Annotated in this window: 4 protein-coding genes; all 4 read right to left on the bottom strand. The window is 72.4% G+C overall.

Annotated features, from left to right (window positions below):
- Window positions 1-4 precede the first annotated feature (4 nt).
- From DAT35_RS08765 to DAT35_RS08750, 4 genes are read right to left on the bottom strand one after another with little or no spacing between them, the layout of a single operon-like run.
- Window positions 5-3487, bottom strand: a complete 3483-nt coding sequence (locus DAT35_RS08765; RefSeq protein ID WP_108066492.1) for a condensation domain-containing protein — start codon at window positions 3485-3487, stop codon at window positions 5-7.
- Window positions 3480-14030 carry a hybrid non-ribosomal peptide synthetase/type I polyketide synthase gene (locus DAT35_RS08760; protein ID WP_108066491.1) on the bottom strand — a complete coding sequence of 3517 codons (10551 nt, stop codon included), beginning with the start codon at window positions 14028-14030 and terminating at the stop codon, window positions 3480-3482. The genes DAT35_RS08765 and DAT35_RS08760 overlap by 8 nt, the downstream gene beginning before the upstream one ends.
- A complete protein-coding gene (locus tag DAT35_RS08755) occupies window positions 14020-21894 on the bottom strand; it encodes a non-ribosomal peptide synthetase (protein ID WP_146209640.1) in 7875 nt (2624 codons plus the stop codon). The genes DAT35_RS08760 and DAT35_RS08755 overlap by 11 nt, the downstream gene beginning before the upstream one ends.
- Window positions 21891-26387 carry an amino acid adenylation domain-containing protein gene (locus DAT35_RS08750; RefSeq protein ID WP_255415174.1) on the bottom strand — a complete coding sequence of 1499 codons (4497 nt, stop codon included), beginning with the start codon at window positions 26385-26387 and terminating at the stop codon, window positions 21891-21893. Before DAT35_RS08750 ends, DAT35_RS08755 begins: the two co-directional genes overlap by 4 nt.

The raw sequence follows: 26387 nt of genomic DNA, 5'->3' as shown, positions 1-26387 counted from the left end.
CTCGTCAGTCCTTGTCCTGCTGTGCCCGGCGGCGCGCACGTCCCCGCTCCAGCGCCGCGCTGCGCAACTCCCGCTGGCGCTCGGCCGAGGCCTCCGGAGGCGGCGTGGGAGGTGGGGCCTCGCGCCGCTCCAGGTGCTCGGCCAGCGAGCGCACCGTGGGGTGCATGAAGAGATCCATCAGCATCACCTCCACGCCGAGCCGCTGGCGCAGGGCGCGCTCCACGCGCACCAGGAGGATGGAGTTGCCGCCTAAATCGAAGAAGCTCGTGCCCGGCGTCACCTCCTGGACGCCGAGGATCTCGGCCCACACCGAGGCGATGCGCTGCTCCAGGGGACGCAACGTCGCGGGGCCCCCCTCCAGCCGGGGCGCCACGAGCTCACCCGCCTCGAAGCGCCGCCGCAGCTCCGCGCGCTGGAGCTTGCCGCCCTCGGTCCGCGGTAGCTGGTGCGCCTCGATGGGCACGAGGTGGTGGATGCGCACGCCCACGCGCTCCAGCACGTACTGGCGGATGCGCGAGAGCGCGGCGGCCAGGGGTCCCATCCCCGCCGAGGGGACGAAGAACACGGCCAGCTCATCGCGCTGGCCCTCGCCCGGACGCACCGCCACCGCCGCGGCGGTGGCCGGCTCTACCCCGTCCACCTGCTCCACCGCGGCTTCGATCTCCAGGCAGGAGAAATTGGCGCCGTGGATGATGACCAGGTCCTTGATGCGGCCGCTGATCGTCAACGCGCCCTGGGACAGGAATCCCAGGTCCCCCGTCTCCACCCAACCCTCCGGGGTGAGCAGTGCGGCAGAGGCCTCGGGGTCCGCGTAATAGCCGGGGATGCACACCTCGCCGCGCACCTGCAACCGCCCCACGAGCCCCTCGGGCAGCACGGCGCCCCGTTCGTCCACCACGCGCAGCGACACGCCTGCGATGGGGGCGCCCACCTCCACCAACCGCATCGCGCCACCGCCGCCCGGCTTGTCCAGCGTGTGCACGGGCACGGGCCTCCCGGAGCGCCACGTGTACGTGACGCCGCAGGACGTCTCCGTCATGCCCCAGGCGCCCACGAAGGCCTCCGCGCGCAGGCCCGACGGCGCGAGCCGCCGCGACAGCTCCTCCACCATGGGCGCGGGAATCTGCTCTCCGGCGCTCAGGAGCACGCGCATGCCCGACAGGTTCCACCGCCTCGACTCCTCCTGACGCAGCCGCTCCACCACCTGGCCATAGGCGAAGCTCGGCGCCCAGGTCTGGGTGATGCCGTGCTGCTCGGCCCAGTCCAGCCAGCGCAGGGGCTCGGCGAGGATCTCCACCGAGGGGGCGTGGAACACCTCCGCACCCGCCAGCAACGGGCGCAGGTGCCAGTCCGCCAGGGCGCCGATGTGGTGCATCGGCAACCACGCGAGGCTGCGCTCCCCGGGCTGGCATTCCAGGGCGACGTTGGCCGCCTCCGCACGCAGGAGCAGGTTGCGGTGCGTCAGCATGGCGCACTTGGGCAGGCCGGTGGTGCCCGACGTCATGCACAGGAGCGCCAGGTCCTCCGGGCGCCCGGTGTGCTCGGGCAGCTCGCCTCCCGAGGCCCGCAGCGCCTCGATGCTCCCTATGACACTCGGGGAGGGAAGCCCGAGCCGTCCGCTCAGCTCCGTCACCAACGCCTCGCGGGTGAGCACCCGGGGCCCGCCCAATATCTCCCGGGCGCGCCGCAGCCGGGAGAGCGCGGGGGCCTCCTCGCTGCCCGCGGGCGGCGGCTGAAGGAGGGTGGGAACGAGCCCCGCGAGCTGACAGGCCCAGAACGCCTCGACGGTCTCCTCGTCACTCCCGAGCACCAGCACGAGCCGGTCGCCCGGCACGAGCCCCCAGCCCCGCATACCGGCCCCGAGGCGCCGCGCCCGCTCCACCAACTCTGGAAGGGACCAGGCCGTGTGGCCTCCCTGCGCGTCCAGGAAGCGCACGCCCGAGCCGGGAAAGCGCTGGGCCGTCTGGAGCAGGGCCTCGGCCAGGGTGCGAGGGGCGTCCCCGGCGCGCACGAGCGCGGGTGTCTCCACGAGCGCGGGCGGCGCCGCGGGCCCTCGCGCCAGTGCTTCCCACGTGAGCTCGGGGTCCTCCGTCACGCGCTCCAGCAGCCGCTCGTAGTCGCGCAGGAAGCGCGCCACGGTGGCCTCGTCATACAGGCCCACGTCATAGATGAGCGTGCCCTCCAGTCCCTGGGCGGACTCCCAGACGTGCAGCTCCAGATCGAACCGCGCGACGCGGCTGCGGAAGGGGAACTCCGACACCGCCAGGCCCGGCGGCGGGGCGCGCCGCAGCGGATGCTGCTGCATGGCGAAGAAGACCTGGAAGAGCGGATGACGATCCATCCGGCGCTCGGGCTGGAGCACGTCCACCAGACGCTCGAAGGGCACCTCCTGGTGCTCGAATGCGCCGTGCAGCTCCTCGGCCACGTGGAGGAGCCAGGTGGAGAACGACGCCGCTTCGGAGAGACGGGCGCGCACCACCAGGGTGTTGGCGAAACAGCCGATGAGCCCTTCCAGCTCCGCGTGGTTCCGGTTCGCGATGGGGATGCCCACCGCCACCTCGGACTGACCGGCGCGGCGGGCCAGCAACCACTCGAAGGCCCCCAGCAGCACGGTGAAGAGGGAGACCCGGTGCTTCTGCGCGAGCGCACGCACCACGCCCACCAGCCGCGGTGGCAGCGAGAAGTCCAGCAGCGCGCCCTCCAGCCGGGACAGGGGCGGCCGGGGACGATCCGGTGGGAGGGTGCTCGACTCGGGCAGTCCCTCGAGCCGCCGCCGCCAGTACTCCAACAGCTCGCGCTCGCGCCCTCCCTCCAGCCGGCCGCGCTCCCACTGCGCGAAGTCCACGTACTGCACCCGCAGCTCGGGCAGCGCGGGCGGCTCCGAGCGCAGGAAGGCCGAGTACAGCGCCGTCAACTCCTGCACGAAGATGCCGAGCGACCAGCCATCCGCCACGATGTGGTGCGTGGCGAAGGTGAGCACGTGCTCCTCGGGCCCCAGGCGCACCAACTGGAAGCGGCAGGGCGGCTCGTGCTCCAGGTCGAACGCGCCGAGGCTCGCGCGCTCCACCGCTGCGTGCACCTCGGCCTCGCGCGCCTCGGCGGGCAGGGCGCTCAGGTCCAACCGCTCGAGCACCGCCGGCGCGGGCGCGAGGATGCGCTGGCGGGGCTGTCCCTCGTGGGAGGGAAACACGGTGCGCAGGGGCTCGTGGCGCTGGACGAAGGCGTCCAGGGCGCGCACGAGACAGGCCGTGTCCAGCGCTCCGGTGAGCCGCAGGGCCGCGTAGACGTTGTAGAAGGGACTGCCGGGCCGCAGCTGCTGCAGGAACCACATGCGCTGCTGGGCCGACGACAGCGGCAGCCCCTCGGGTCGGCGCGCCACTGGCACCAGGAGCGCACCCTCGTCCAGGCCCCGCTCGCGCAGGAGCACGGAGAGCAGCTCCCGCTGCTCGGGTGACAGGTCCGCCAGCTCGTCGTGCAACTCACTCATCTCGATCTCCGGAAGGCCCGCGGCGCGCGTCGAGCAGCTTCCGGGCCGCCTCGGGGCTGAGCGCCTTCACCTGTCGCAAGAGGTCCGCCACCTGCCGCGACGGCGCACCGGGTCCCTGCGTGGGTGCTTCTCCCTGCGTTCGTTGGGGCGGAAGCCCTCCGCCCACCAGGCTGTGCAGCAGCACATGGTCCTCGTCCAGGTGCAGCAGCGGGCGCACGGGGGCGAAGTCCAGCTCGCCGATCTGGCACAGCCCGAGCCCGTGAGTGGCCGCTTCCAGCTCCATCCACTGCGTCATCAACCCCGCCTCCAGGGTCGCGAAGTGCAGCGAGTGCTCGGCGTAGATGGGTTCGATCGCGCTCATGCGGCCCACCAGGAAGATGGAGAAGGCGGCCGCGTCGAAGGTGGGACGGTTCTGGTACGCGTCGTGGATGCGGCGATCCAACTCGGCGCCCATGGAGAGCGGGACGAGCCGGTGCGTGCTCGGATCGTGGTACCAGGTGCCCGCCACGAGCCCCTCCACCCGGCCGGGCTTGACGTGCAGATAGGTCTGCACCGGGTAGAGCCCGCCCGCGGAGCCATAGAGGTAGCGCATGGCGTCCCCCTCGCGCAGCTCGCGCAGTGGCGCCAGCAGGCGGCCCAGCTGCTCCCGCTTCACCGGCTCGAGCCCGTAGGCGCGGATGCTGCGGCGCCGGGGCGGGGTGGACGTGCCCGCGTCCAACGCCACCGCGGCGGTGTTCTCGGGGAAGCGGCGCAGGCCGGGACGGCTGGCCTTGAAGGCCTCGCGATCCTCGACGAGGCGAGGGGCGGCGCGTGGCGCCTCACTCCGGACGGGCGCCCTCGGTGTCTCTCCCGCCATGCGGCCGTGCAGCGCGAGCAGTCCCTTCACGGAGGCATGGGAGTAGAGCTCGGCGAGCCTCGGCCGGAAGCGCAGCTCCGTGTCCAGGCGGTTGATGAGCCGGATGAGCGCCACGGAGTCGGCACCCAGGTCCAACAGGTTGTCGTCGGGCTCGAGGCGCTCCAGCCGCAGGGCTTCCATGACCAGGGCCGTCATCCGCTGAGAGAGCGCGTCCTGGCGCGTCGAGGGGGCCGGAGCCGTCGGCGTGGCGGTCTGCTCCCGAGGCTCGGGCAACTGGTCCCGGGCGATCTTCCCGTTGCGGCTGCGGGGCAGGGACTCCAGCGTCACGAAGGTGGAGGGCACCATGTAGGCCGGGAGCCGTTCCGCCAGGAAACGTCTCAGCTCGCCCACCGAGGGGCCGTGGCCCGGACGGGGAACCACGTAGGCCACCAACCGCCGCTCTCCTCGGGGCTGGCCCCTCGCCGCTACCACGCTCGCCGACAGCGCCGGGTGCTGCGCCAGGGCGGACTCGATCTCCCCCAGCTCCACCCGGAAGCCCTGCACCTTGACCTGCGAGTCCTCCCGGCCAAGGAATTCGATGACCCCCTCGGGCAGCATCCTCCCGTGGTCTCCGGTGCGGTAGAGCCGCTCGCCCGTGACGGGGTGGTGGATGAAGCGCTCCGAGGTGAGCGTGGGAGCCGCCCAGTACTCGCGCGCCAGACCCACGCCGCCGATGTACAGCTCGCCCGGCACGCCCACCGGCCGGGGCATGAGCCGTGCGTCCAGCACGTGGAAGCGCTGATTCGCCAGCGGGGTGCCATACGGAATGCTCTTCCAGGAGGGGGACACCTCGCCGATGGGATGGAAGATGGACCAGATGGAGGCCTCGGTGGCTCCGCCCAGACTCACCACCTGGACGTGCGCGCCGAGCGCCCGGATGCGTCCGGGCAGATCCACGGGAATCCAATCCCCGCTGAGCAGGACCAGGCGCAGCGCTGGGGGCAGGGCGAGTCCCCGGCCCTCGGCGTACTCCACCAGCAGCCCCATCAGCGCCGGCGTGGAGTTCCACACCGTCACGAGGCCCGAGACCAGCCGCTCCCACCAGTGGGCGGGATCCTTCTCCTGCTCGGCGAAGGGCAGCACCAACGCTCCGCCCAAGCGCAGGGGCCCCAGGATGTCCTGGACGGACAGATCGAAGGTCAGCGCGGACAGGCCGAGGATGCGGTCCTCGGGGCCGAAGCCGAAGCGGGTGTTGATGTCGACGACGGTGTTGAGCGCCGCCCGGTGCTCGATGGCCACGCCCTTGGGCCGGCCGGTGGAGCCCGAGGTATAGATGACGTAGGCCAGTTCCTCCGGCGAGCCCCGGGGCGGAACGGTCTCGTCCGTGGGGGCCACGCGATCCACCTCGAGCACCTGGACGCCCGAAGGCCAGGACACGCGCGCCTCGAGCGCCGACTGGGTGAGCACCACGCGCACGCGGCCCTCCTCCAGAATCTGGTGGAGCCGGGACGAGGGCTGCTCGGGATCCACCGGCAGGTAGGCCGCGCCGGCCTGGAGCACGCCGAGCACGGCGGCGGCCTGCTCCCAGCCCTTGCGCATGGCGATGGCGACGAGCTCTCGAGGTTGCACCTCGCGCTCGACGAGGCGCGCGGCCAGCGTCCCGGCATGCCGGGCCAGCTCGCCATAGCTCAGCGTGCGATCCGCCGCGAGCAGTGCGGGGCGCTCGGGAGTGCGGCGGGCCTGGGCGAGGAATCCCTCCTCCAGCCGTCCCGGGGGAAGGGCGGCACGGGTGTCGTTGTAGCGCGCGAGCAGCTCGCGCTGGGTGAGTGGCAGCAACTCCGGAAGTGCGCTCGTCCAGGCCTCCTCGGTGGCGAGCCCCTCCAGCAGGCGCTGGTAGGCGGAGAACATGTCGTCCACCATGCCCGGAGGAAAGAGCGCGTCGACGGCGTCCCACGACAGCACCAGGGCGCCCGCGTCCTCGTGCACGCCGTGGTCCAGCCACACCTGGGGCGTCTGGCTGGCGCTGTACACCAGCTCGCCCTCGAAGAAGGACAGGCTGCCCGAGGGGCCTCGTGCGTCCAGGCTGAGCACGCTGGTGAAGACGACGGGGACGATGGCGCCCGGCGCGCGGCGGCCCGTGCGCACCAACTCGCGGATGAGCTGCACGGCGCTGATGCCGCTGTGCTCCAGGTCGCGCCACAGCTGCGCCTGGAGGCGGGTCGCGCGCTCGGCGAAGCTCGGAGCGCAGTGGGCATCCACCTCGAGCAGCACGAGCGAGGTGAAGTCACCCACCAGCTCGTCCACCTGGGCGTGCAGGGGCAGGCGCTGGAAGAGCGTGAGGTTGAGGGTGAAGCGCGGCGAGCGGCTCCAGCGGGCGAGCACCTCGGAGAAGGCCGCCATGCAGGCCGCGGACGGCGTGAGTCCATGGGCTCGGGCATGGGCCTGGAGCCGGGTCCAGAGCGCCGGGGCGAGCTGCGCCTCGCGGTGCGTGAAACGGGCGTTCACCAGAGTGGAGGGCTCCCGCACCAGGGGCAGCTCGGGCGGGGGCGGCAGCGAGTCCAGCCTCGCCCACCAGTAGGCCCGGGCCCGCTCATGGGCGGCACCCTCGCGCTGCTTGCGCTCGGCCAGCACGTAGTCGCGGAAGGTGAGGGCCAGCGGCTCCAGGGGTTGCTCGGGCGAGTGGTACAGCCGCGAGAAGTCGCGCCGCAGCACGGCCGAGCTCCACGCATCCAGCACCAGCGCGTCCATGCTCATGTGGATGCGCGGGCCTCCCGAGTCCAGACAGAGGACGATCTCGAACAGCGGCCAGCGCTCGCTGTCGAGCACCTGATGCGCCATGCGCTCGCGCAACGCGAGCCGGCGGGCCTCGGCCTCTTGGGGCGGCAGGCCGCGCAGGTCGATCACCTCGGGCTGGTACTCGGGCACCCGCGCGAGCACCTGCTGACGGCCATCCGGCAGGACGATCATCCGCAGCATGTCGTGACGCTCGATGAGCTGCCGCCAGCAGTGGATGAAGCGCTCCACGTCCAGGCCGGGGCTCTCGATCTCGAAGTAGCCGTGGGCCGCGACGCCGCCCAGCTCGAACGCGGACCGGCGGCCGACCCAGTAGGCCTCCTGCACGTCGGTGAGGGGGAAGGGCTCGAAGCGCGCCGAGGGCTCCGGCACGAGCGCCGGTACGGAGGAGGCCGGGGACACAACGGAGGGCGCGTCCACCTTCGGTGCCTGGCGGGCCCGAAGAGCCTCGGCGAGCGCGGACAGGGTGGGGTGGCTGAACAGGGTGGAGACGGGCAGCTCCAGATTCAGTTGCTTGCGGAGATCCGCCACCACCTGGATGCCCAGGAGCGAGTCTCCGCCGAGCTGGAAGAAGCTGTCGGTGGGCAGCACCCGCTCCACGCCCAGGTGCTTCTTCCACACGTGGATGATGACCTGCTCCAGCGAGGACGGAGGCACCGGCGAGGAGGGCGACGAGGCGCCCGCGGTGACGAGGCGTTCTTTCTCGCGCACGCCCCGCTCCCCGCTCTGTCCGCGCAGCCACGCGCCGAAGTCCTGCGGAGAGATGAGGAGCCGGGCGCCCGGCGACGCGAGCGCGCGCAGGAAGATCTCCGCGCCCTCCTCGGAGGAGATGCCCTCGGCGAGCTGGGGGTCCTCCCACGGGGGACGCGGCGCCTCCTCGGACGAGGGGAGCGCGGCGGGTGCCAGAGCCACTCCGTCCATGCTCACGGCGATGCGGCCGATGTGCCGGGCGCGGGCCATGTACTGGAAGGCCTCGGCGGCGCGCTCGGCGGGGAAGAGCCGGGTGGGCAGCGGCTGGAGCTCGCCCCGGGCCAGTCGCGCCGTCACCTCTTCGAGCACCGCGCGGAAGTCCGGATGGTGGGGGCCGAAGTCGATGGCCGCGAAGGTCTGTCCCCGGGAGAGGGCGCGCAGGCCCACGCGGAGATCCGCGTGGAGATCCCTCTTGCCCAGCTCCAGGAAGCGGCCATGCGGAGCGAGGACGGACAGGCCCGCGAGCAGCAGCTCGCCCGCGAGCGAGTTGAGCACCACGTCCACGCCCCGCCCGTGGGTGCGCTCGCGGATCTCCCGGGCGAAGGAGGCATCGCGCGAGTCCAGCACATGGGCAACGCCGAGCGAGCGCAGGTGCTCGCGCTTGGCCTCGCTGCCCGCGGTGGCGAAGATCTCCGCGCCCGCGCGCTGGGCGAGCTGCACGGCGGCGAGCCCCAGTCCTCCGGCCGCCGCGTGGATGAGGACGCGCTCCCCGCGCCGCAACCGGCCCACGGGGAACAGGGAGTAGTACGCGGTGGCGAAGGGCACGAGCTGGGCCGAGCCCTCGGACAGCGACAGGGTGGAGGGCTTGAGGACGACCTGGCTCGCGTCGACGAGCACGTGGGCGCGAAAGCTGCCCGCGGCCATGGCCAGCACCTCGTCGCCCACGCTCAGACCGGTGACGCCCTCGCCCACGGCGCTGATGCGCCCCGAGCACTCGCGTCCCAACACCTGCTCCTCCGCCTCGAGCGCGGGCAGCATGCCGAGCGCGCCCAGCACGTCCAGGAAGTTGATGCCGGTGGCGGCCACGGAGATCTCCACCTGACCGGGGCCGGGAGCGGGACGGGCACACGCGCGCGTGCCCAGGCTCTCCAGGAGCCCTGGCGTGCCGAGCGTGAGCTCCACGTTGTCCCGCGCCGGAGCGGGGGATGCGGCGGGCTTGTCGTAGGGCCGCAGCAGGTAGCCGTCGATCCGCACCCGCTCCCCACCCTCGAGATCGAGCAGGCGCACCTGCAGGCGTAGCTCGCGAGCTTCCGCGCCCGTGTCCTCGGGAAGGCTCACGTGGCTGAGCACCCGGGCGGGCAGTGGGCCCTGGATGCGCACGCGCTCGTAGCCGAAGGCGAGCCACGGCGTGCCCCCGGGAATCGCGTAGCTCGTGGCGATGTCCATCAACGCTGGATGGAGCTGGAAGCGCGCGAGGTCGCCGTGGAATGCCTCCGGCAGATCCAACCGTGCGAGCTTCTGCCGGGGACCCCGGCGCACCCACTGAAGCAGACCGTGCCAGCGGGGACCCGCGTCGACGGGGCCCTGCTCCAACGGTGCCCCGGGCACGGGCTCCTCCTGGTCACAAGCGGCGCGCAACAGCTCGGGCTGGACCTGCTCGACGACCGGGGGAATGGCCCGCACGTGTCCCCGGGCATGCTCCCGCCATGCGCGAGCGTCTGGAGCGCGGCTCTCCACGTGCAGCTCGAAGCCCTCGCCCCGGGGTTGGAGGACGACGCGCACGTGACGGGATTCGGACGATGGTACGGCGAGGGGGACGAGGAACCACAGCTCCGAGACCTCCACCGTCTGGGTGCCCGTCACCTGCGCGCAGGCGGCACGCGCCAACTCCAGGTAGGCCACGCCCGGCAGGGTCGGCACACCGCCCAGCCGGTGCTCGGCGACGAACCAGTCCGCGCTTCCTCGGAGCGTCAGGCCGAAGGCGCGCTCCCCCGAGGGGCCGTGCCACTCGCTGTCGAAGAGGACGTGCTCGAGGGGACTCGGGGCGGGCTCACGGGAAGCGCCCCGGGTCCGCGCCACCAGCCGCATGGCGGCCCCCGTGTCGCGCCACGTTCCCCAGTCGAGCGCCTTGGCACCCGCGAGGCCTCCGATGCGCAGGGCGTGCGCATAGGCATCCTGGAAGGCATTGGCCGCGCAGTAGTCGGCCTGGCCGAACGAGCCCATCACGGCCGCCAGTGAGGAGCACAGGACGAACCAGTCGAGCGGCTCGCCCGCGAGCACGTCGTGGAGCACCACGCTGCCGAGCACCTTGGTGCGCAGGGCGCGCTCGGACTGCTCGCGGCTGCGCAGTGGGATGACGCCATCGTCGAAGGTGGCGGCGGCGTGCAGCGCACCGTGGATGGCGCCGAAGCGGGCACGCACCTGGCCGACCACGGCCCGCATCGCGGACGCATCGGCCACGTCCACCACGTACACCTCCACCTCGGCACCCAGCCGCTCCAGCTCCCGCCCACACCGGATGCGGTGTTGCACCCGGCGGCGCTCGGACGGGTCCGCCTCGTCCCGCCACGAGGGCACCGCGTCCTCCGCGGCCCCTTCCATCCACTTCGCCCACTCCTCCCGGGGCGGGAAGGCGGAGCGGGTGAGCAACGCCAGCCGTGCCCGTGCCCGCCGCGCCAGGGTCCTCGCCAGGACCAGACCGATGCCCCCGAGGCCGCCCGCCACCAGGTAGACGCCGCGCTCGCGCAGCGGTGGCTCCGGAGCGGATGCGCCCGGCGCCTGACGGGTGAAGCGCCGCACCCACCGTTTTCCCTCGTGCCAGGCCACCATGGCCGAGGCCTCGTCCGGAGCGGTACCGAGCTCGGTGGCGAGGGCACGCACCAGGTCTTCGCTCCACGTCCCGTCGGCGCGCACGTCCAGGCTCCGGCACGTCCACTGGGGATACTCCAGCGGGAGCACCGTGCACGCGCCCAGCAGGGTGGCCTTGAGCGGCTCCACGGGCGCCTCGGGCGTCACCGCCTGCATGAAGCTGGAGAGCACCTCGAGCCGCACAGAGGTCTCGGGTGCGTGGGTGCCCAGGGCACGGGCGAACTGCAGCAGGCCGAGGAATCCCTGGTCCAGGAGTCCTGGAGCCAGACGGACCTGAGAGCCCGGCGCCGGAGTCACCGTCCAGGCGTGGAGGATGTGTCGGGGCAGCCGCCCCGAGTCCCGGAGTGCCTGGACGAGCGCGTTCCAGTCCTCCTCGTGCGCGGGACGGATGCGGAAGGAGTCCTCGCCGAGCCGCGAGAAGTCCGTGCCTGCCTCGACGCGGGTGATGCGCGGGGAGGAGCCCGGAGGAATCCATCGGGCCAGCACCCGCTCCGCGAGCCCCAGGGCATCGCCGAACACGAGCACGGGGCCCTCGGGGGGCGCGCTCACGGAATTCTCGAGCGCGGCCGGCTCCCAGCTCGGCTGATGGATCCACTCCTCCAGGGGCCGCCGGGCCTCGGACGTCGGAGCCTCGGACGTCGGAGCCTCGGAGGCCGGAGCCTCGGAGGCGGACGCGAGAGGAGGAGCCGCGATGGGCACCTCCGGTTCGATCCAGTAGCGCTGTCGCTCGAAGGGATAGGGGGGCAGCCGCACGCGCTGGCGGCGGCCCGCGTGCAGGGCGTTCCAGTCCAGCTCGAGCCCCGCCCGCCACAGCTCCCCCATGGCGTCCTCGAGGCACGAGGGCCGGGACGAGGGGCGGGTGGGCAGACTCTCCACCTCGCGGGTGGAGGCGGGGCGCTCGGGGTGTCGCCGCGCGAGCGAGGTGAGCGTGGCGCCCGGGCCCACCTCGAGCAGCACGGGATTCTTCAGGCTCCAGAGCGTGCCGAGGGCACGGGAGAAGCGCACGGGCTCGCGCAACTGCCGGGCCCACCAGGAGGGATCCGTGGCCTCCTCGGGGGTGAGCCACTGGCCGGTGACGCCGGAGAGGCAGGGGATGCGAGGGGCGTTGAGCGGCATGCGCCGCAGCAACGTGGTGAGAGGCCCCAGACACCCGTCCATGGAAGGCGAGTGGAAGGCATGGGAGGTGTCCAGGCGGCGCGTGGCCACACCGCGCGTTTCCAGGGTGGCCGCGAGCACGCGCACGGCCTCGTCCGGGCCCGAGACGACACAGGCCCTGGGCCCATTCTCCGCGGCGAGGCACAGCGACGGGCCGAGCAGCGGCGTCAGCTCGGACTCGGGCAGGGGCACGGCGAGCATGGCTCCCGGTGCGCACTCCTGCATGAGCCGGCCGCGGGCCACCACGAGCCGCAGCGCGTCCTCCAGGGAGAACACCCCCGCGACACATGCCGCCACCAGCTCGCCCAGGCTGTGGCCGATGAGCGCGGCGGGCTCGAGTCCCCAACCCCTCCACGTCTGGGCCAGCGCGTACTCCAGGGTGAAGAGCGCGGGCTGGGCCACGCGCGTCTGGGAGGCCAGCCGGCGCGCCTCGTCCTCGCGCCCGGGCGCGGGGAAGAGCACGTCGCGCACGTCCAGCTCCAGCGGGACGCGCAGCAACCGGGCGCAGCGCTCCACCTCCTCACGGAAGCGGGGCTCCGAGTCATGGAGGGCGCGCGCGGTGTCGACCACGGGAGTGCCCTGGCCTGGGAACATCATCACCAGGGGAGGCTGGCCGCCCTCATGCGACACGGGCTCTGCGGGCCGGGGCTCGGGTGTCTCCAGGAGCCGTACGGCCTCGTCCAGGTCGCGGCAGACGAGCGCCCGCCGGTAGGCGAAGCGGCTCCGGCCCACGTGCGAGGTATAGGCGACGTCGGCCAGCGCCAGGGTGGAGTTGCGGCGCAGGTGGGCCGCGAGCCGGGACGCCATGGCCTCCAGGGCGTTGGGGCTCCGGGCGGACAGCAGCAGCAACTGGTGGGGCCGCGCGGGAGCGGTGGGGGCCGGGGCGGGCGCCTCCTGCAGGAGGGCATGGGCGTTGGTGCCGCCGATGCCGAAGGAGCTCACGCCCGCGATGCGGGGACCCCGGGGGCTCTCCCACGGGAGCGCCTTTGTGCGCACGACGAAGGGGCTCTCTTCCAGGTGGAGCGCGGGGTTGGGGCGCTCGAAGTGCGGGGTGGGAGGAAGGACGCGGTGGCGCAGTGCCTGCACCGTCTTGATGACGCCGGCCACGCCCGCCGCGGCATCCAGGTGGCCGATGTTCGACTTCACCGCGCCGAGCGTGCAGAAGCCCACGTCTGGGGTATTGGCGCGGAAGGCCCGGGTGAGCGCCGCCACCTCGATGGGGTCGCCGAGGGGCGTGCCGGTGCCGTGCGCTTCCACATAGGAGATGTCCCGTGCGTCGACTTCCGCCGCCGCGTGGGCCAGGGCGATGACTTCCGACTGCCCCTCGACACTGGGAGCGGTGAAGCCCGCGCGCGCGGCCCCATCATTGTTGAGGGCCCAGCCCCGGATGACGGCGTGGATGGGGTCTCCATCCCGGAGCGCGTCGTCCAGGCGCTTGAGCACCACCAGCCCCACGCCGTCGCTCGCCACGGTGCCGCCCGCGCTCGCGTCGAAGGGGCGGCAGTGCCCATCCCTCGACGCCACGCCTCCCTCCTCGTACACGTAGCCCGAGCTCGACGGCAGCCGCAGCGAGACACCTCCCGCCAGCGCGAGATCGCACTCGAAGCCCCGCAGCGCGCTCGCCGCCAGGTTGATGCAGACGAGCGATGTGGAGCACGCGGTGTGGATGCCGAGCGCGGGGCCGCGCAGGTTGAGCTTGTAGGCCAGCCGGGTGGCGAGGAAGTCCGGGTAGTTGCCGAAGAAGCCCGCGGGTTCCTTGGAGCCCCCGAGCGGATCCACGTGCCCGCGCAGCAGGTGGAAGCGGTAGCTGGTGTCGCCCGCGCCCACGTATACGCCCACCCACTCGGGCAGCTTCGTCGCGTCCAGGCCCGCGTCCTCCAGGGCCTCCCAGGCGCACTCGAGCATCAGCCGCTGTTGGGGATCCAGGTGCTGGGCCTCGCGCGGCGAGTAACCGAAGAAGCCCGCGTCGAACTGCTCCACGCCCGCGAGCACGCCCTTGGCGGGGACGTAGTCGGGGCGGCGGCGCACGGACTCGGGCACGCCCGCCGCCTTCAACTCCGCGTCGGAGAAGAAGGAGATGGACGCGGTGCCCGCCACCAGGTTGGCCCAGAAGGTGTCGACGTCGGGCGCGCCCGGGAAGCGGCCGGCCATGCCCACCACGGCGATGCCAGACAGGGGCGCTTCGTCTGCACTACGCGTCATGGGCGGATCCTCGGTTCAGCCGGGCCCGGCGCTGCTGGGCGGCCTGCTGTTGCCGCGAGGCGCGCTCGGCGGCGTTGCGTTGCACCTGGGCCAGCTCTCCTCGCGGCGCTTCGGAGGCGGCGAGGTGTTCCGCCAGAGCGGCGATGGAGGGGAAGCGGAAGAGCGTCACCAGCTCGATGCGCCGGCCCAGCCGGGCCTCCAGACGGCTGCAGACCTGGACCAGCAGGAGCGAGTGGCCTCCCACGTCGAAGAAGTTGTCCTGACGATCCACGGCCTCCAGCCCGAGCACGTCTCGCCACACCTCTGCGATGAGCCGCTCCAGCTCGTTGCTGGGAGGCACCAGGGCGGCCGAGCCCGTGCGGGCCGGCTCGGGGTGAGGCAGGGCGGCGCGGTCTACCTTGCCGTTGGGCGTGAGCGGCAGCGCGTGCAGGATGACGAAGCGCGAGGGCACCAGGAAGTCCGGCAACCGGGCCTGGAGGTGGGCACGCAGGGTGCTGCCCAGTCCCAAGGAGAGGCTGGCCCGCCGGGGCTCGGACGTCAGGCGCCGGCTCGCCCAGGCCTCGGGCGGGAGCTGTCCGAGCGGAGTGGGCCCCAGCCACCGGGGCATCTCCCGGGACGCGGGTAGGAAGAGCACGTCGAAGGCCCCATCCTCCCGCCCGGGAGACCAGCTCACCCCGGCCACGTAGCCGAGCGACTCGGCCAGCTCCCAGAACAGATCCGGATCCTGCGCCTCGGGCTCGGGCTGGGCCACGCGCCGTCGCAGGTCCTCCATGCGCCGCACGCCTCCGGTCGGACGGAGTGCCTCGGCGGCCTGGCTCGCGGGCAGCACACGCGCGTTGGGGATGGAGGCCACGCCCAGGGGCCGGGGCTCGCGCCGCAACCGCTCCCGGAGCGCTTCCAGGTCCACGCCCGGCGAGCTCCACGTCAACCACTCCACCGGTGCCTCGGACGGCGCGGGCCGCGAGCCGATGTGCAGCACGGCGTTGTAGCGGAAACGCGACATCTCATTGGGATGCGTGCCGCGCGTCAGCTCGATGTCCACATGCCGCACGCGGGGGTGCGCGTGGGCCAGCGCCACGAAGAACGCCGGATCGATGACCAGCTCGTTGTCCTCCAGCACCGCGCGCCGCACCCGTTCGCGCCACTCGCCGAGCGAGGCGGTGGGCCCCACGCGCTCCAGCTCCACGGACGCATGGAAGGCCTCCAGCAGGGGCAGGCTGCGCACGTCGCCCACGAAGACACTTCCGCCCTCCGTGGTGGCGTCGATGCAGTGCTCGAGCACCTGCCGCAGGTGCTCCTCGGAGGGGAAGTATTGCACCACCGAGTTGATCACCACCGTGTCGAACGAGCGGGGGGCCATGCCGCTCCAGTCATCCGCCGTGCGGCACAGCAGCTCCACGCGGGAGCGCGCCTCCGTGGGCAGGTGCTGGCCGACGTAGTCGATCGCGGACTGGGAGAAGTCCGTGCCCACGTAACGCTCGCAGTGGGGCAGCAGCGCGAAGAGCATGAGTCCCGTGCCGCAGCCGATCTCCAGGAGGGAGCGGGGCGCCAGGTGCCGCACGCGCTCCACGCGGTGGCGCAGCCAGTCGCGCATCTCCCCGGCGGGTACGGGCTCGCCGGTGTAGCTGCTCTTCCAGCCGACGATGTTGAAGGTGGGCGAGCCACCCACGGCCTCCTCGCGGTACAGGTGGCGATCGAACACCGACTCCCACTCGCGCACGAGCCGCTGCTCCTGCTCGGACCCTTCGCCCGCGTTGGGCGCATCCACCCGGGGCGTGGCGTAACAGACCAGCTCCTTGATGCCTCCGGGGCCGTCGCGGCCCACCACCACGGCGGACTGCACACAGGGATGGGTGAGCACCGCGGCCTCCACCTCACCGGGCTCGATGCGGAAGCCCCGCACCTTGAGCTGCTGATCCACCCGGCCCAGGAACTCGAGCGTCCCCTCGGGCCGCAGCCGCACCCGGTCTCCCGTGCGGTAGACGCGTGCGCCAGGAGCCCGGCCGAGAGGATCCGGAATGAAGCGCTCGGCGGTGAGCGCCGGATGGTCCAGGTAGCCCCACGCGAGGCCGGGTCCACCGATGCACAGCTCGCCCGGTGCGCCCTCGGGCACGGGCTCCAGCCGCTCGTCCACCACACAGGCCTGGCCTACGTCGATGGGCGTCCCGATGGGCACCGAGTTGCCCGGCGACGTCAGCTCCTCCACGGTGTGGCAGCACACGAAGGTGCAGCACTCGGTGGGGCCGTAGCCGTTGATGAGGCGGCAGCCGGGCAGGGTGGCTCGCAGGTGGTTGACCTGGGGGACTGGCAGCACGTCGCCGCCCGCGAGCAACTGGCGCACGCCGCGCAGACTCTCCAGCTGCTCGTCCACCATGAGCCGGAAGAGCCCGGCGGTAAGCCACAGGGTGGAGACCTGCTCGGAGCGGAGCTCCCGGCCCAGGCGCTCCAGGGATTGCTGACCCGGCGGCATCAACACGAGCCGTGCCCCGTTGAGCAACGCGCCCCAGATCTCGAAGGTGGAGGCGTCGAACTCCAGGGGCGCGTAGTGCAGCACCACCTCCTGCTCGGACAGCTGGACGTAGGAGGGCGCGTGGACGAGCCGCAGCACGGCGCGGTGGGGGACGCAGACGCCCTTGGGCTCGCCCGTGGAGCCGGAGGTGAAGAGGACGTAGGCGAGCGCGTCTCCGCCCGGAGCACGGCCGGGCACGAGCGCCGGGGCGTCGGGAGGCACCGCTTCGGCATCCACCAGGGTGAGCGGGCGGCCCAGGGCCTCAAGCTCGGCCAGGGCGGCTCCTGTCGCGAGCACGCACCGCACGCCGGCGGAGTCGATGAGGCGGCCGAGCCGGGCCGCGGGCTGACGGAGATCCAACGGCACGTAGGCGGCACCGGCCTTGAGGATGGCGAGCAGGCCGATGATGCGCGCCATGCTCCGCTCGGTGACGAGGCCCACCCGGTCTCCCGGATGCACGCCCACGGCCACGAGCCTCCGGGCCAGCCGCTCCGAGCGCTCCTCGAGCTCGGCGTAGGACATGTGCCGTCCGTCCTGGGTGAGGGCGATGGCGTCGGCGCGCCGCCGGGCCACGGAGGAGAAGCGGGCGCCCATGGACTCCTCGAGCGCGGAAGGGAGCGCGGGGGGAACCTCTCGCGGCAGCTCACGGCGGGACACCAGGGGGAGCTCCGTCACGCGCGTGGCGGTGCTCCGGGCCACGCCCTCCAGCAGCGTGCGCCAGGCTTCCACCAGCTGCTCCACGGTGCGGGCGCCGAACAGCTCGCGGTCATAGACGGCGATGCCGCTCAGCTCCTCGCCCTCCTCCCACAGGTGCATCTCCAGGTCGAAGCGCGTGGTGGCCACCAGGTACTCCAGGTGCTCGCCCTCCAGGCCGCCCAGGCGCAACGGCTCGCGGGGCGAGTTCTGGAGCGCGAAGATGACCTGCACCAGGGGGTTCTGATTGGCCTGCCGCTCCGGCTGCAGCTCCTCGACGATGCGCTCGAAGGGCACGTCCTGGTGGGCATAGGCCTCCAGCGTGCACTCCCTCACTCGCGCGAGCAGCTCCCGGAAGGAAGGGTCATCCTCGAAGCGGGTGCGCAGCACGAGCGTATTGACGAAGAAGCCGATGAGGCCCTCCACCTCGCCGCGCGTGCGGTTGGCGATGGGCACGCCCACGGCGATGTCCCGCTGTCCGGAGTAGCGCGACAGCAGCGCCTTGAAGCCGGCCAGCAGCACCATGAAGAGCGAGGCGCCCTGCTCGTGGCCGAGCCCCCGCAGGGCCCGTGTGAGCGAGGACGGGAGCGTGAAGCGGTGGGCCGCGCCGTTGAAGCCCTGGACCTCCGGGCGGACGTAGTCGGCGGGCAGCCGCAAGGGGGCGAGTCCCGCGAGCCGCTCGCGCCAGTGACCCAGCTCCGCCTCCAGCACGGTGCCGCGCAACCAGTCGCGCTGCCACAGGGCGAAGTCCGCGTACTGCACCAGCGGAGGCGGCAGGGGGTCAGCGGTGCCGTCGAGCGCGGCCTCGTACAACCGGGACAGCTCGCGGCTCCAGACGCCCAGGGACCAACCATCCGCGATGATGTGGTGCAGCTCGAGGAACAGCACGTGCTCGGTGTCCCCGAGCCGCAGCAGGGACACGCGCATGAGCGGCCCCTCGGTGAGCGGCAGGGGCCGGAGCGCCTCGGTGCGCATCCACCGCACGGCCTCCTCCCAGGCGCGTGGGCCATGGGAGCGCAGCTCCACCCGCGCCAGAGGCACCTCGGCCGGGGCGTGGATGTGCTGTTGGGGCGAGCCGTCGTGGACATCGAAGGTGGTGCGCAGCGACTCGTGCCGGTGCGCGAGCCAGGTGAGTGCCCGCGTCAGGGCATGGGCATCGGGGGCGCCGTGGAACCGCCAGGCATCGAGGATGTGGTAGGCGGTGCTCTGGGGCGCGAGCTGCTGGAGGAACCACAGCCGCTGCTGGGCGAAGGACAGCGGGAGCCGAGAGGGCCGGGAGGCCGCGAGCAGCTCGGGCCGTTGTTGCCCGCTGCCGAGCAGGCGCTCCACCTGGGCGGCCAGCTCCGAGAGCAGGGGCGCGTCGAAGAAGGCGCGCAGAGGCACCTCGACCCGGAACGCCTCGCGCAGGCGGGAGACGACGCGCGTGGCCTGGAGCGAGTGGCCTCCCAGGGTGAAGAAGTCATCGTGCGCGGACACGCGGGGCACGCCGAGCACGTCGCGCCAGATGTCCACCAGCAGGGACTCGATGGGTCCCCGGGGAGGCACGAGCGGTGCCTGCTCCGGGCCGGAACCGGTGGGGAGGAGCTCCGGCAGCGCGGCGCGGTCCAGCTTGCCGTTGGGGGTGAGGGGCAGCGCGTCGAGCAGGGAGAAGCCCGCCGGAATCATGTACTCCGGCAGACGGGTGCGCAGGAAGGCGCGCAGCTCGTCGGTCCCGGGACGGTGGCCCGGATGAGGGACGACGTGGGCCAGCAGTCGCCGCGCCGTGCCCTCGCCGTGCAGCTCCACGGCCACCGCGGCCACCCCGGGATGCTCGCGCAGGTGGGCCTCGATCTCCGCGGGCTCCACGCGAAAGCCCCGCAGCTTCACCTGCCGGTCCACGCGGCCCACGAAGAGCACGGCCCCATCCTCGCGCAGGCGCGCCAGATCTCCCGTGCGGTAGAGCCTGCCGCCGGGCACGGGCCCGTGGGGATCCGGCACGAAGCGCTCGGCGGTGGCGTCGGGACGGCCCAGGTAGCCGAGCGCCACGCCATCCCCTCCGAGGTACAGCTCGCCGATGGCGCCCACCGGGACGGGCTGGAGCCCTTCATCCAGCACGTACAGCCGGGAGTTGGCGATGGGCCCGCCGATGGGCACCGTGTGGCCCGGAAGGGGCGCGGACGTCACGAGGTGGAAGGTGGAGAAGGTGGTGTTTTCCGTGGGCCCGTACACGTGTAGCAACCGGCGCGGGGCGCCCCGCTCGAGCACGTGCCGGACACTGACGGGGTCCACGGCCTCGCCGCCGAAGAGCAGCGAGTCCAGGGGGGCGAACGCCTCCGGCTGCTCGCGCGCCACGTGGTTGAAGAGCGCGGTGGTGACGAACAGCACGGACACCCGCAGCTTGCGAAGGGCCTCGGCCAGCCGGCTCGGGGAGACGGCCTGCTCCGAGGACAGACCCACGAGCAGGGCCCCATTGAGCAGCGCGCCCCAGATCTCGAAGGTCGCGGCGTCGAACGAGGCGTTGGAGGCCTGGGCCACCCGATCCTCGAGGGTGATCCGGACATAGTCGGTGCCGAGCACCAACCGCGAGATGGCGCGGTGGGAGACGGCGACACCCTTGGGCTGTCCCGTGGAGCCGGACGTGTAGATGACGTAGGTGAGATCGTCCGCGGAGCCCTCGGGGAGCACGGCGGCGCCGGGGACGTCGGACGAGGAGTCCCAGACCCCCAGGTCCAGCGTGGAGCAGGAGGGAGTGAACGGCAGGGGCCCGAGGTGCAGCAGCAGGCGCGCACCGCAGTCGCGGAGCATGAATTCCTGGCGCGGAACGGGGTAGGCGGGATCGAGCGGCACGTAGGCCGCGCCAGCCTTGAGCACGGCCAGCATGGAGACGATGAGCTCCGGCGAGCGCTCCAGGCGCAGGGCCACGAGGTCCCCCCGGCGCACGCCTCGCGCGGCGAGTCCCCGGGCGAGCCGGTGGGCGCGTGTCTCCAACTCCTCATACGTCAACGTCCGGTCGCCGTAGCGCACCGCGGGAGCCTGGGCGCATCGCCGGGCGCGCTCCTCGAACAGGGCGTGGACGGTGGCCTCGCGGGGATAGGTCCGCTCGGTGCGATTCCACGCGAACAATTGGAGCTCGCGCTCACGCTCGCCGAGCACGGACAGCGCGTTGATGGGACGATCCGGGGCCTCCACCACGGCCTCCAGCACCTGGCGGAAGCCCTCCAGCAGTCGCCGGGCGGTGGCTTCCGAGTACAGGTCCACGGCGTACTCGAGCCGGCCCGTCATCCCATCCTCGGTGTCGTAGACCCAGAGGTGCAGCTCCAGATCCAACACGCCCCGGGGGAAGTCGAGGGGCTGGGACTCGAGCCCCTCCAGCTTCAAGCCATGGCCCGGCATCCACGGGGTGTCGCTGACGGCGAGCGCCACGCGGTAGAACGGACTGTCCCCGCGCTCGCGGCCGGGCTGGAGCACGTCGACGAGCCGGTCGAAGGGAAGGTCCTGGTGGGAGTAGGCCTCCACGCAGACCTGGCGGACACGCCGCACCAGCTCGCGGAAGCGCGGGTTGCCGCCCACGTCCACGCGGAGCAGGAGCACGTTGATGAAGAAACCGAGGATGCCCTCCAGTCCCGGGCGGTGGCGGTTGGCGGCGGCGCCGCCGATGACGAGGTCCTCCTGCCGGGTCCAGCGCCGCAGGAGCACGCCCAGGGCGGCGAGCAGCACCATATAGGACGTGGCGCCCTCGTCATGGCCGAGCGCACGCAGCCGTCGGGCCTGGGGACCGGAGAGCAGGGGCAGGCGCACCTCCGCGCCGCGCATCGACGAGGCGCGCTGCCGGGGAAGATCCGTGGGCAGCTCCACCGGAGAGAGCCCCGCGAGCTGGCGCTTCCAGTAGCCAAGCTGGGCGGGGTACTCGGGGCCTTCCACCCACTGCCGCTGCCACGCGGCGAAGTCGGCCACCTGCACGGGCAGCGGGGGCAACGGGGACGAGGTGCCCGAGCGCGCCGCGCGATAGAGCACCGCCAGGTCATGTTCGAGCACCTGCAGGCCCACACCATCCGCGGCGATGTGGTGCAGGCTGAGCACGAGCACGAAGCGTTGGGAGTCCAGACGCAGCAGGCGCACGCGCAGGGGAGGCTCGCGCCCGAGGTCGAAGCGGCGCGCGGACTCGTCCCGGGCCACCTGACGCGCCTGTTCCAGCCGCTCGTCGGCGGACGGGCCTGGAAGCGCCTCGGGCTCGACTGGGGGCCGCCAGGGGGCGCCCACGAGCTGATGGGGAACGCCATTGGCCGCTCCCAGGGTGGTCCGCAGCGACTCGTGCCGCGCCACCAACGCCGCCAGGGCCTCGCCCATCGCGGCGACCTCGAGCGGGCCCGAGAGCAGGACCGCGCCCGTCAGGTTGTTGGCGGGAGCCTCGGGGTGCAACTGCTCCTGGAACCACAGCCGCTGCTGGGCGAAGGAGAGCGCCAGCGGACCCTCACGCGATACCCGGGCCATGGGGGCCGAGGCCGTCTGGGGGCCCTGGAGTTGTTGCAGCAGGGAGATCAACTCGCCGCGCGAGGCGGCCAGCCGGGACTGCAACTCGGAGGTCATCACTCCGGTGGGCGCCTGGAACCGCAGCCGTCCGTTCTCCACCCACAGCCTCACGCCCAGCCCCGAGGCGTGTGCGAGCAATTCTCCCGGGGTCAAATCTCGCCCTCCTCGGTCGCCTGGGCGGATGAGGGTTGTTGGGTGGACCAGCCGCGCGCGTCCATGCAGCCCGCCATGGTGGCCAGGGTGGACTGCTCGAAGAGCACCCGCAGGGGCAGCTCCAGGCCCAGCTCGCTCCGGATGAGCGACAGCAGACGGGTGGCGAGCAGCGAATGGCCCCCGAGCTGGAAGAAGTCATCGTGCGCCCCCACGCGTTGCACCCCGAGCACGCGCCGCCAGAGCTCGGCGAGCTTGCGCTCGGTGGGGGTGCGCGGCGCGAGATGGCTCGCCGCGTGCTCGGCCTGGGTGGGCTCCGGGAGAGGCAGGGCCGCCACGTCCAGCTTTCCGGTGGGCTTGCGCGGCAGCTCGGGGAGCAGCACGAACGAGGAGGGCACCATGTACTCAGGCAGCGTGCGCTCGAGCTGGGCACGCAGGCCGCCGAGGAGCTCCCGGCGCTGGCTCGCCAGCAGCGGGGGGTTGGCGTAGTCGCGCCAGGGCCGGGTTGGCCGTGGCGGATGCGTCCACCGGACCCAGCCGAGGTGCAGCAGCGCGTCGAAGCGACCGTCCTCCGCCTCGGGGCTCCAGTCGAGCTGACACCCATAGCCCAGGGACTCCGCCAGGCGGCACAGCGCCTCCGGCTCACAGGACGCCACCGCGGGCAGCGCCATCAACCGGCCCACGGTGAGGGGCGAGCCTCGGTAGCGCAGGAGCGCAAGGCGTGCCGCGTCCTCGGCCGTGCGGGCATTGGGCACCTGGCGCAGGAGCAACCCCGAGGGCCGCTCCTCCAGCATGCGCCGCACGCGCTCCAGGGACAGTCCGTCCCGCTCCCACTCCAGCGTGGGCACTTCGGATGCGGGGGCCTCGGCCACGGGCGAGCGCCGCAGCACCACGTCGTAGCGGAAGCAGTTCATCTCGTTGCCGCCGCTGCCACGCTTGAGCCGCACGTCCACGGCGCCGAGCGAGGGCACCTGGCCCACCAGGGCCGGGAAGAAGGCGGGGTCCACGTACAGACGCTCATCGAGCAACATCCGTTGATGCACGCGCCCGAGCAGTGGGGCCGCGTCCAGCTCGGCCGGGGACTGGGCCAGGACCACCGAGAAGTGGAACAGCTCGAAGAGCCGCAGGTTCTGCACGTCACCGACGAACAGGCTCCCGCCCGGGCGCAACAGCCGCAGGGCGCCCTGGATGACGCGCAGCAGGTAGTCCACGCTGGGAAACAACTGCGTCACCGAGTTGAGGACGACGGTGTCGAAAGCCGCCTCGGACAATCCGGAGAAGTCCTCGGCTGGCCGCGTCTCCAATCGGACCCGTTGCGCGAGCGCGGGCGGACCGGCCCGGAGCTGCTCTTCCAGCCGGCGGATGGTGACGTCCGAGAGATCCGTGCCCCAGTACAGCTCGCACTCGGGAGCCAGCCGGTGGAGCAGCAGTCCGGAACCGCAGCCGATCTCCAACACGCGCCTGGGCTCGAGCGCGCGCACCCGGGCCACCGTGGACTCCACCCACTCGCGCATCTCCTCGGGGGACAGGGGCTCACCCCGGACGCTGTCGTTCCAGCCGGCGAGGTCGAACGTCCCCTCGGCGCGCGCCGAGCTCCGGTAGGTCTCGTCCCAGACGGAGCGCCAGCGGCCCACGTGCTCGGCCTCGGTGACCTCCGCCGCGGGAGCGTCCAGCCGAGCCGCCACATAGGCCACCAGCCGCCGCTCGCCGGTGGAATCCAGGTAGGGCCGCACATGGGCCTGCTCGACGGCGGGGTGCTCGCTGAGCGCCACCTCGATCTCTCCCGGTTCGATCCGGTATCCGCGGATTTTCACCTGTGCGTCCACGCGTTGAAGGAACTCGAGCTCTCCGTCCTCGCGCAGCCGCGCCAGGTCTCCGGTGCGGTAGAGCCGGGCGCCGGGCTCGAAGGGATGGGGAACGAACCGCTCGGCCGTCTGGGCGGGGCGGCCGAGATAGCCGCGCGCCAGGGCGGGGCCACCCAGGAAGACCTCTCCGGGTACGCCCTGGGGCACGGGCCGTCCGCTCCCGTCCAACAGCAGCAGGCGCAGGTTTCCCAAGGGCCTTCCAATGGGCGGCAGCCGGGGCCAGGCCGAGGGCTCTCGCGCCAGATCATGGCTCGTCACCACGTGGCACTCGGAGGGGCCGTACTGGTTGTGCAGCGAGCACTCCGGCATGCGCGCGAGCAGGCGCTGCAACTCGGGCGTGGCCTGCAACTGCTCCCCGGCGGTGATGAGCTGGCGCAGGGAACGGGGGGCGGCGCCTCGCTCGTCCGCCACACGGGCCAACTGTTGCAGGGCGATGAAGGGCAGGTACAGCCGGGAGACCTGCTCCTGCTCCAGCACGTCCAGCAGACGCGCCGCGTCCCGGCGCACCTCCTCCGTCACCATGAGCACCGTGCCGCCCACGGCCCAGGTGGTGAAGAGCTCCTGGTAGCAGATGTCGAAGTTGAGCGAGGCGAACTGGAGCGTGCGCGACACGCCACCCAGCCGGGGGTGGGTGAGCTGCCAGGCCACCAGATTGGCCAGACAGCGGTGCATCATGGCGATCCCCTTGGGCGTGCCCGTGGAGCCCGAGGTGTGGATGACGTAGGCCAGATGATCCAACCCGGCGCCGTGCGCGGGATTTTCCTCGGGCTCGCGGGCGATCCGCTCCGCGTCGCGGTCCACGCACAGCACCGCGGCGTCCGTGACGGGGAGGCGCGAGAGCAGGTGCTCCTGGGTGAGCACCACGCGGACCCCCGCGTCGGCCAGCAGGAAGGCGAGCCGTTCCCGGGGATTGTTCACATCCAGCGGGAGGAAGCCACCGCCCGCCTTCCAGATGGCGAGCAACGCCATCGGCAATTCCAACGAGCGCTCCACGCACAGGGCCACGAGCGTGTCGGGGCCCACGCCCATGCGCCGCAGGGCATGAGCGAGCTGGTTGGCCTGGCGGTTGAGCGCGTCGTAGGAGAGCACCTTCGGCCCGAAGCCGAGCGCCGGGGCGTGGGGAGTGCGCCGCACCTGCTGCTCGAAGCGCTCGAGCGCCGCCACCTGCGAGCCCTCCACGGCCGGACCGAGGGCCGTCTCCTCGAGCAGGGTCCGCTCCTCCTGGGGCGAGAGCAACGGCAATCCGGAGAGCGGCGCCTGGGGCTCGGCGGCGAGGTACTCCAACAGGTGGAGGTACTGGGCGCCCAGACGCTCCATGCGCGCCCGGCCGAACAGATCCGCGTTGAAGTCCAGCGCGCCCACCAGCCCGCCGTCCCGAGGCTCCAGCAGCAGGGTGGCGTCGTACGCCACCAGCCCGGAGAACACGTCCAGGGGCGAGAAGGTACAGCCTCCCGCGCGGCGGGTGGGCTGGGCGGGCAGCAGCTCGAACATGACCTGGTAGAGCGGATGGCGGCTCGGATCCCTCTCCACGCCCAGCAGCGTGACCAGCCGCTCGAAGGGGAGGGTGGCCAGGGCATTGGCCTCGCGGACCTCCTGGTCCATCCGCCGGGCCGCGTCCAGGCCCCGCGTCCGGGGCTCCAGCCGGGAGCGCAGCGCAACGGGATTGCCGAAGTAGCCGATGAGCCCCTGCAATTCGGGGCGGAAGCGCAGGGGCGCGGGCCAGCCCACCACCAGCTCCTCCTGGCGCGAGTGGCGATGCAGCAACGTGGTGAAGGCCGTGAGCAGCAGGGAGAAGAGCGTCACCCCTTCCCGTGCCGCCAGCGCCTCGAGCGTCTGCTGCAGGGAGGGGGGCACCGTCACGTCGACGCGGCCCGCGCGGAATGTCTGTCGGGGCGGCCGGGGCGCATCCGCGGGTAACTCCAACACGGAGGGGACTCCCGCCAGCCGCCGCCGCCACGCGTCCTCCTCGGCGGGCCCGGGCATCACATGCCGCTCCGCCCAGTTCACATAATCGCCATACTGCACGGGCAGGGGGGGCAGCTGGGGAGCCTCGCCCTTCACGAGCTGGTCATACAGGCTCGCCAATTCCTGCAGGAAAACCTCGCCGGTCCAGGCTCCATCCGAAAGGATGTGATGAATGGTCAACACTAAAGCATGCTCATCCGGCGCGAGCCGCGCCAACCTCAGACGCAGCAGGGGTCCTCGCTCCATCTGGAAGGGCTCGCGGGCGTCCTGGCGCACCAGCTCCGCCAGGGCCTCCCGCGGGTGGGCCGCCGCCGACAGGTCACTCGATGTCAACACCAGTGAGCGGGCCTCTCCGAGCCGTTGCTGGGGCCCGGCCGCGCCCGGGAGGATGACCAGCCGCAACGCCTCGTGACGCCAGAAGAGCGCGTCCACGGCCCGTTGTAACAATCCTGGCTCAATAGAACCTCGCACGCGCCACGCCTGGAGCAGATGCTGCGAGGCATTTCCCGGCTCGAGCTGCTCCAGGAACCACATTCTTTGTTGAGCAGCGGACAAAACCCAGACATCACCGCCGCCGGGCCGCACCTCGGGCAGGGATTCATCCGCCGCGGGAATTCCCTTGGCCCGCAGTGACTCCAAGGACTGCTTCACCACCGATTCGACCAT

Origin of the sequence: Vitiosangium sp. GDMCC 1.1324, assembly GCF_003044305.1 — a bacterium.
In the GTDB taxonomy this organism is placed as follows: Bacteria; Myxococcota; Myxococcia; order Myxococcales; family Myxococcaceae; genus Archangium.
This window is presented reverse-complemented; position numbering and strand designations above follow the sequence as displayed.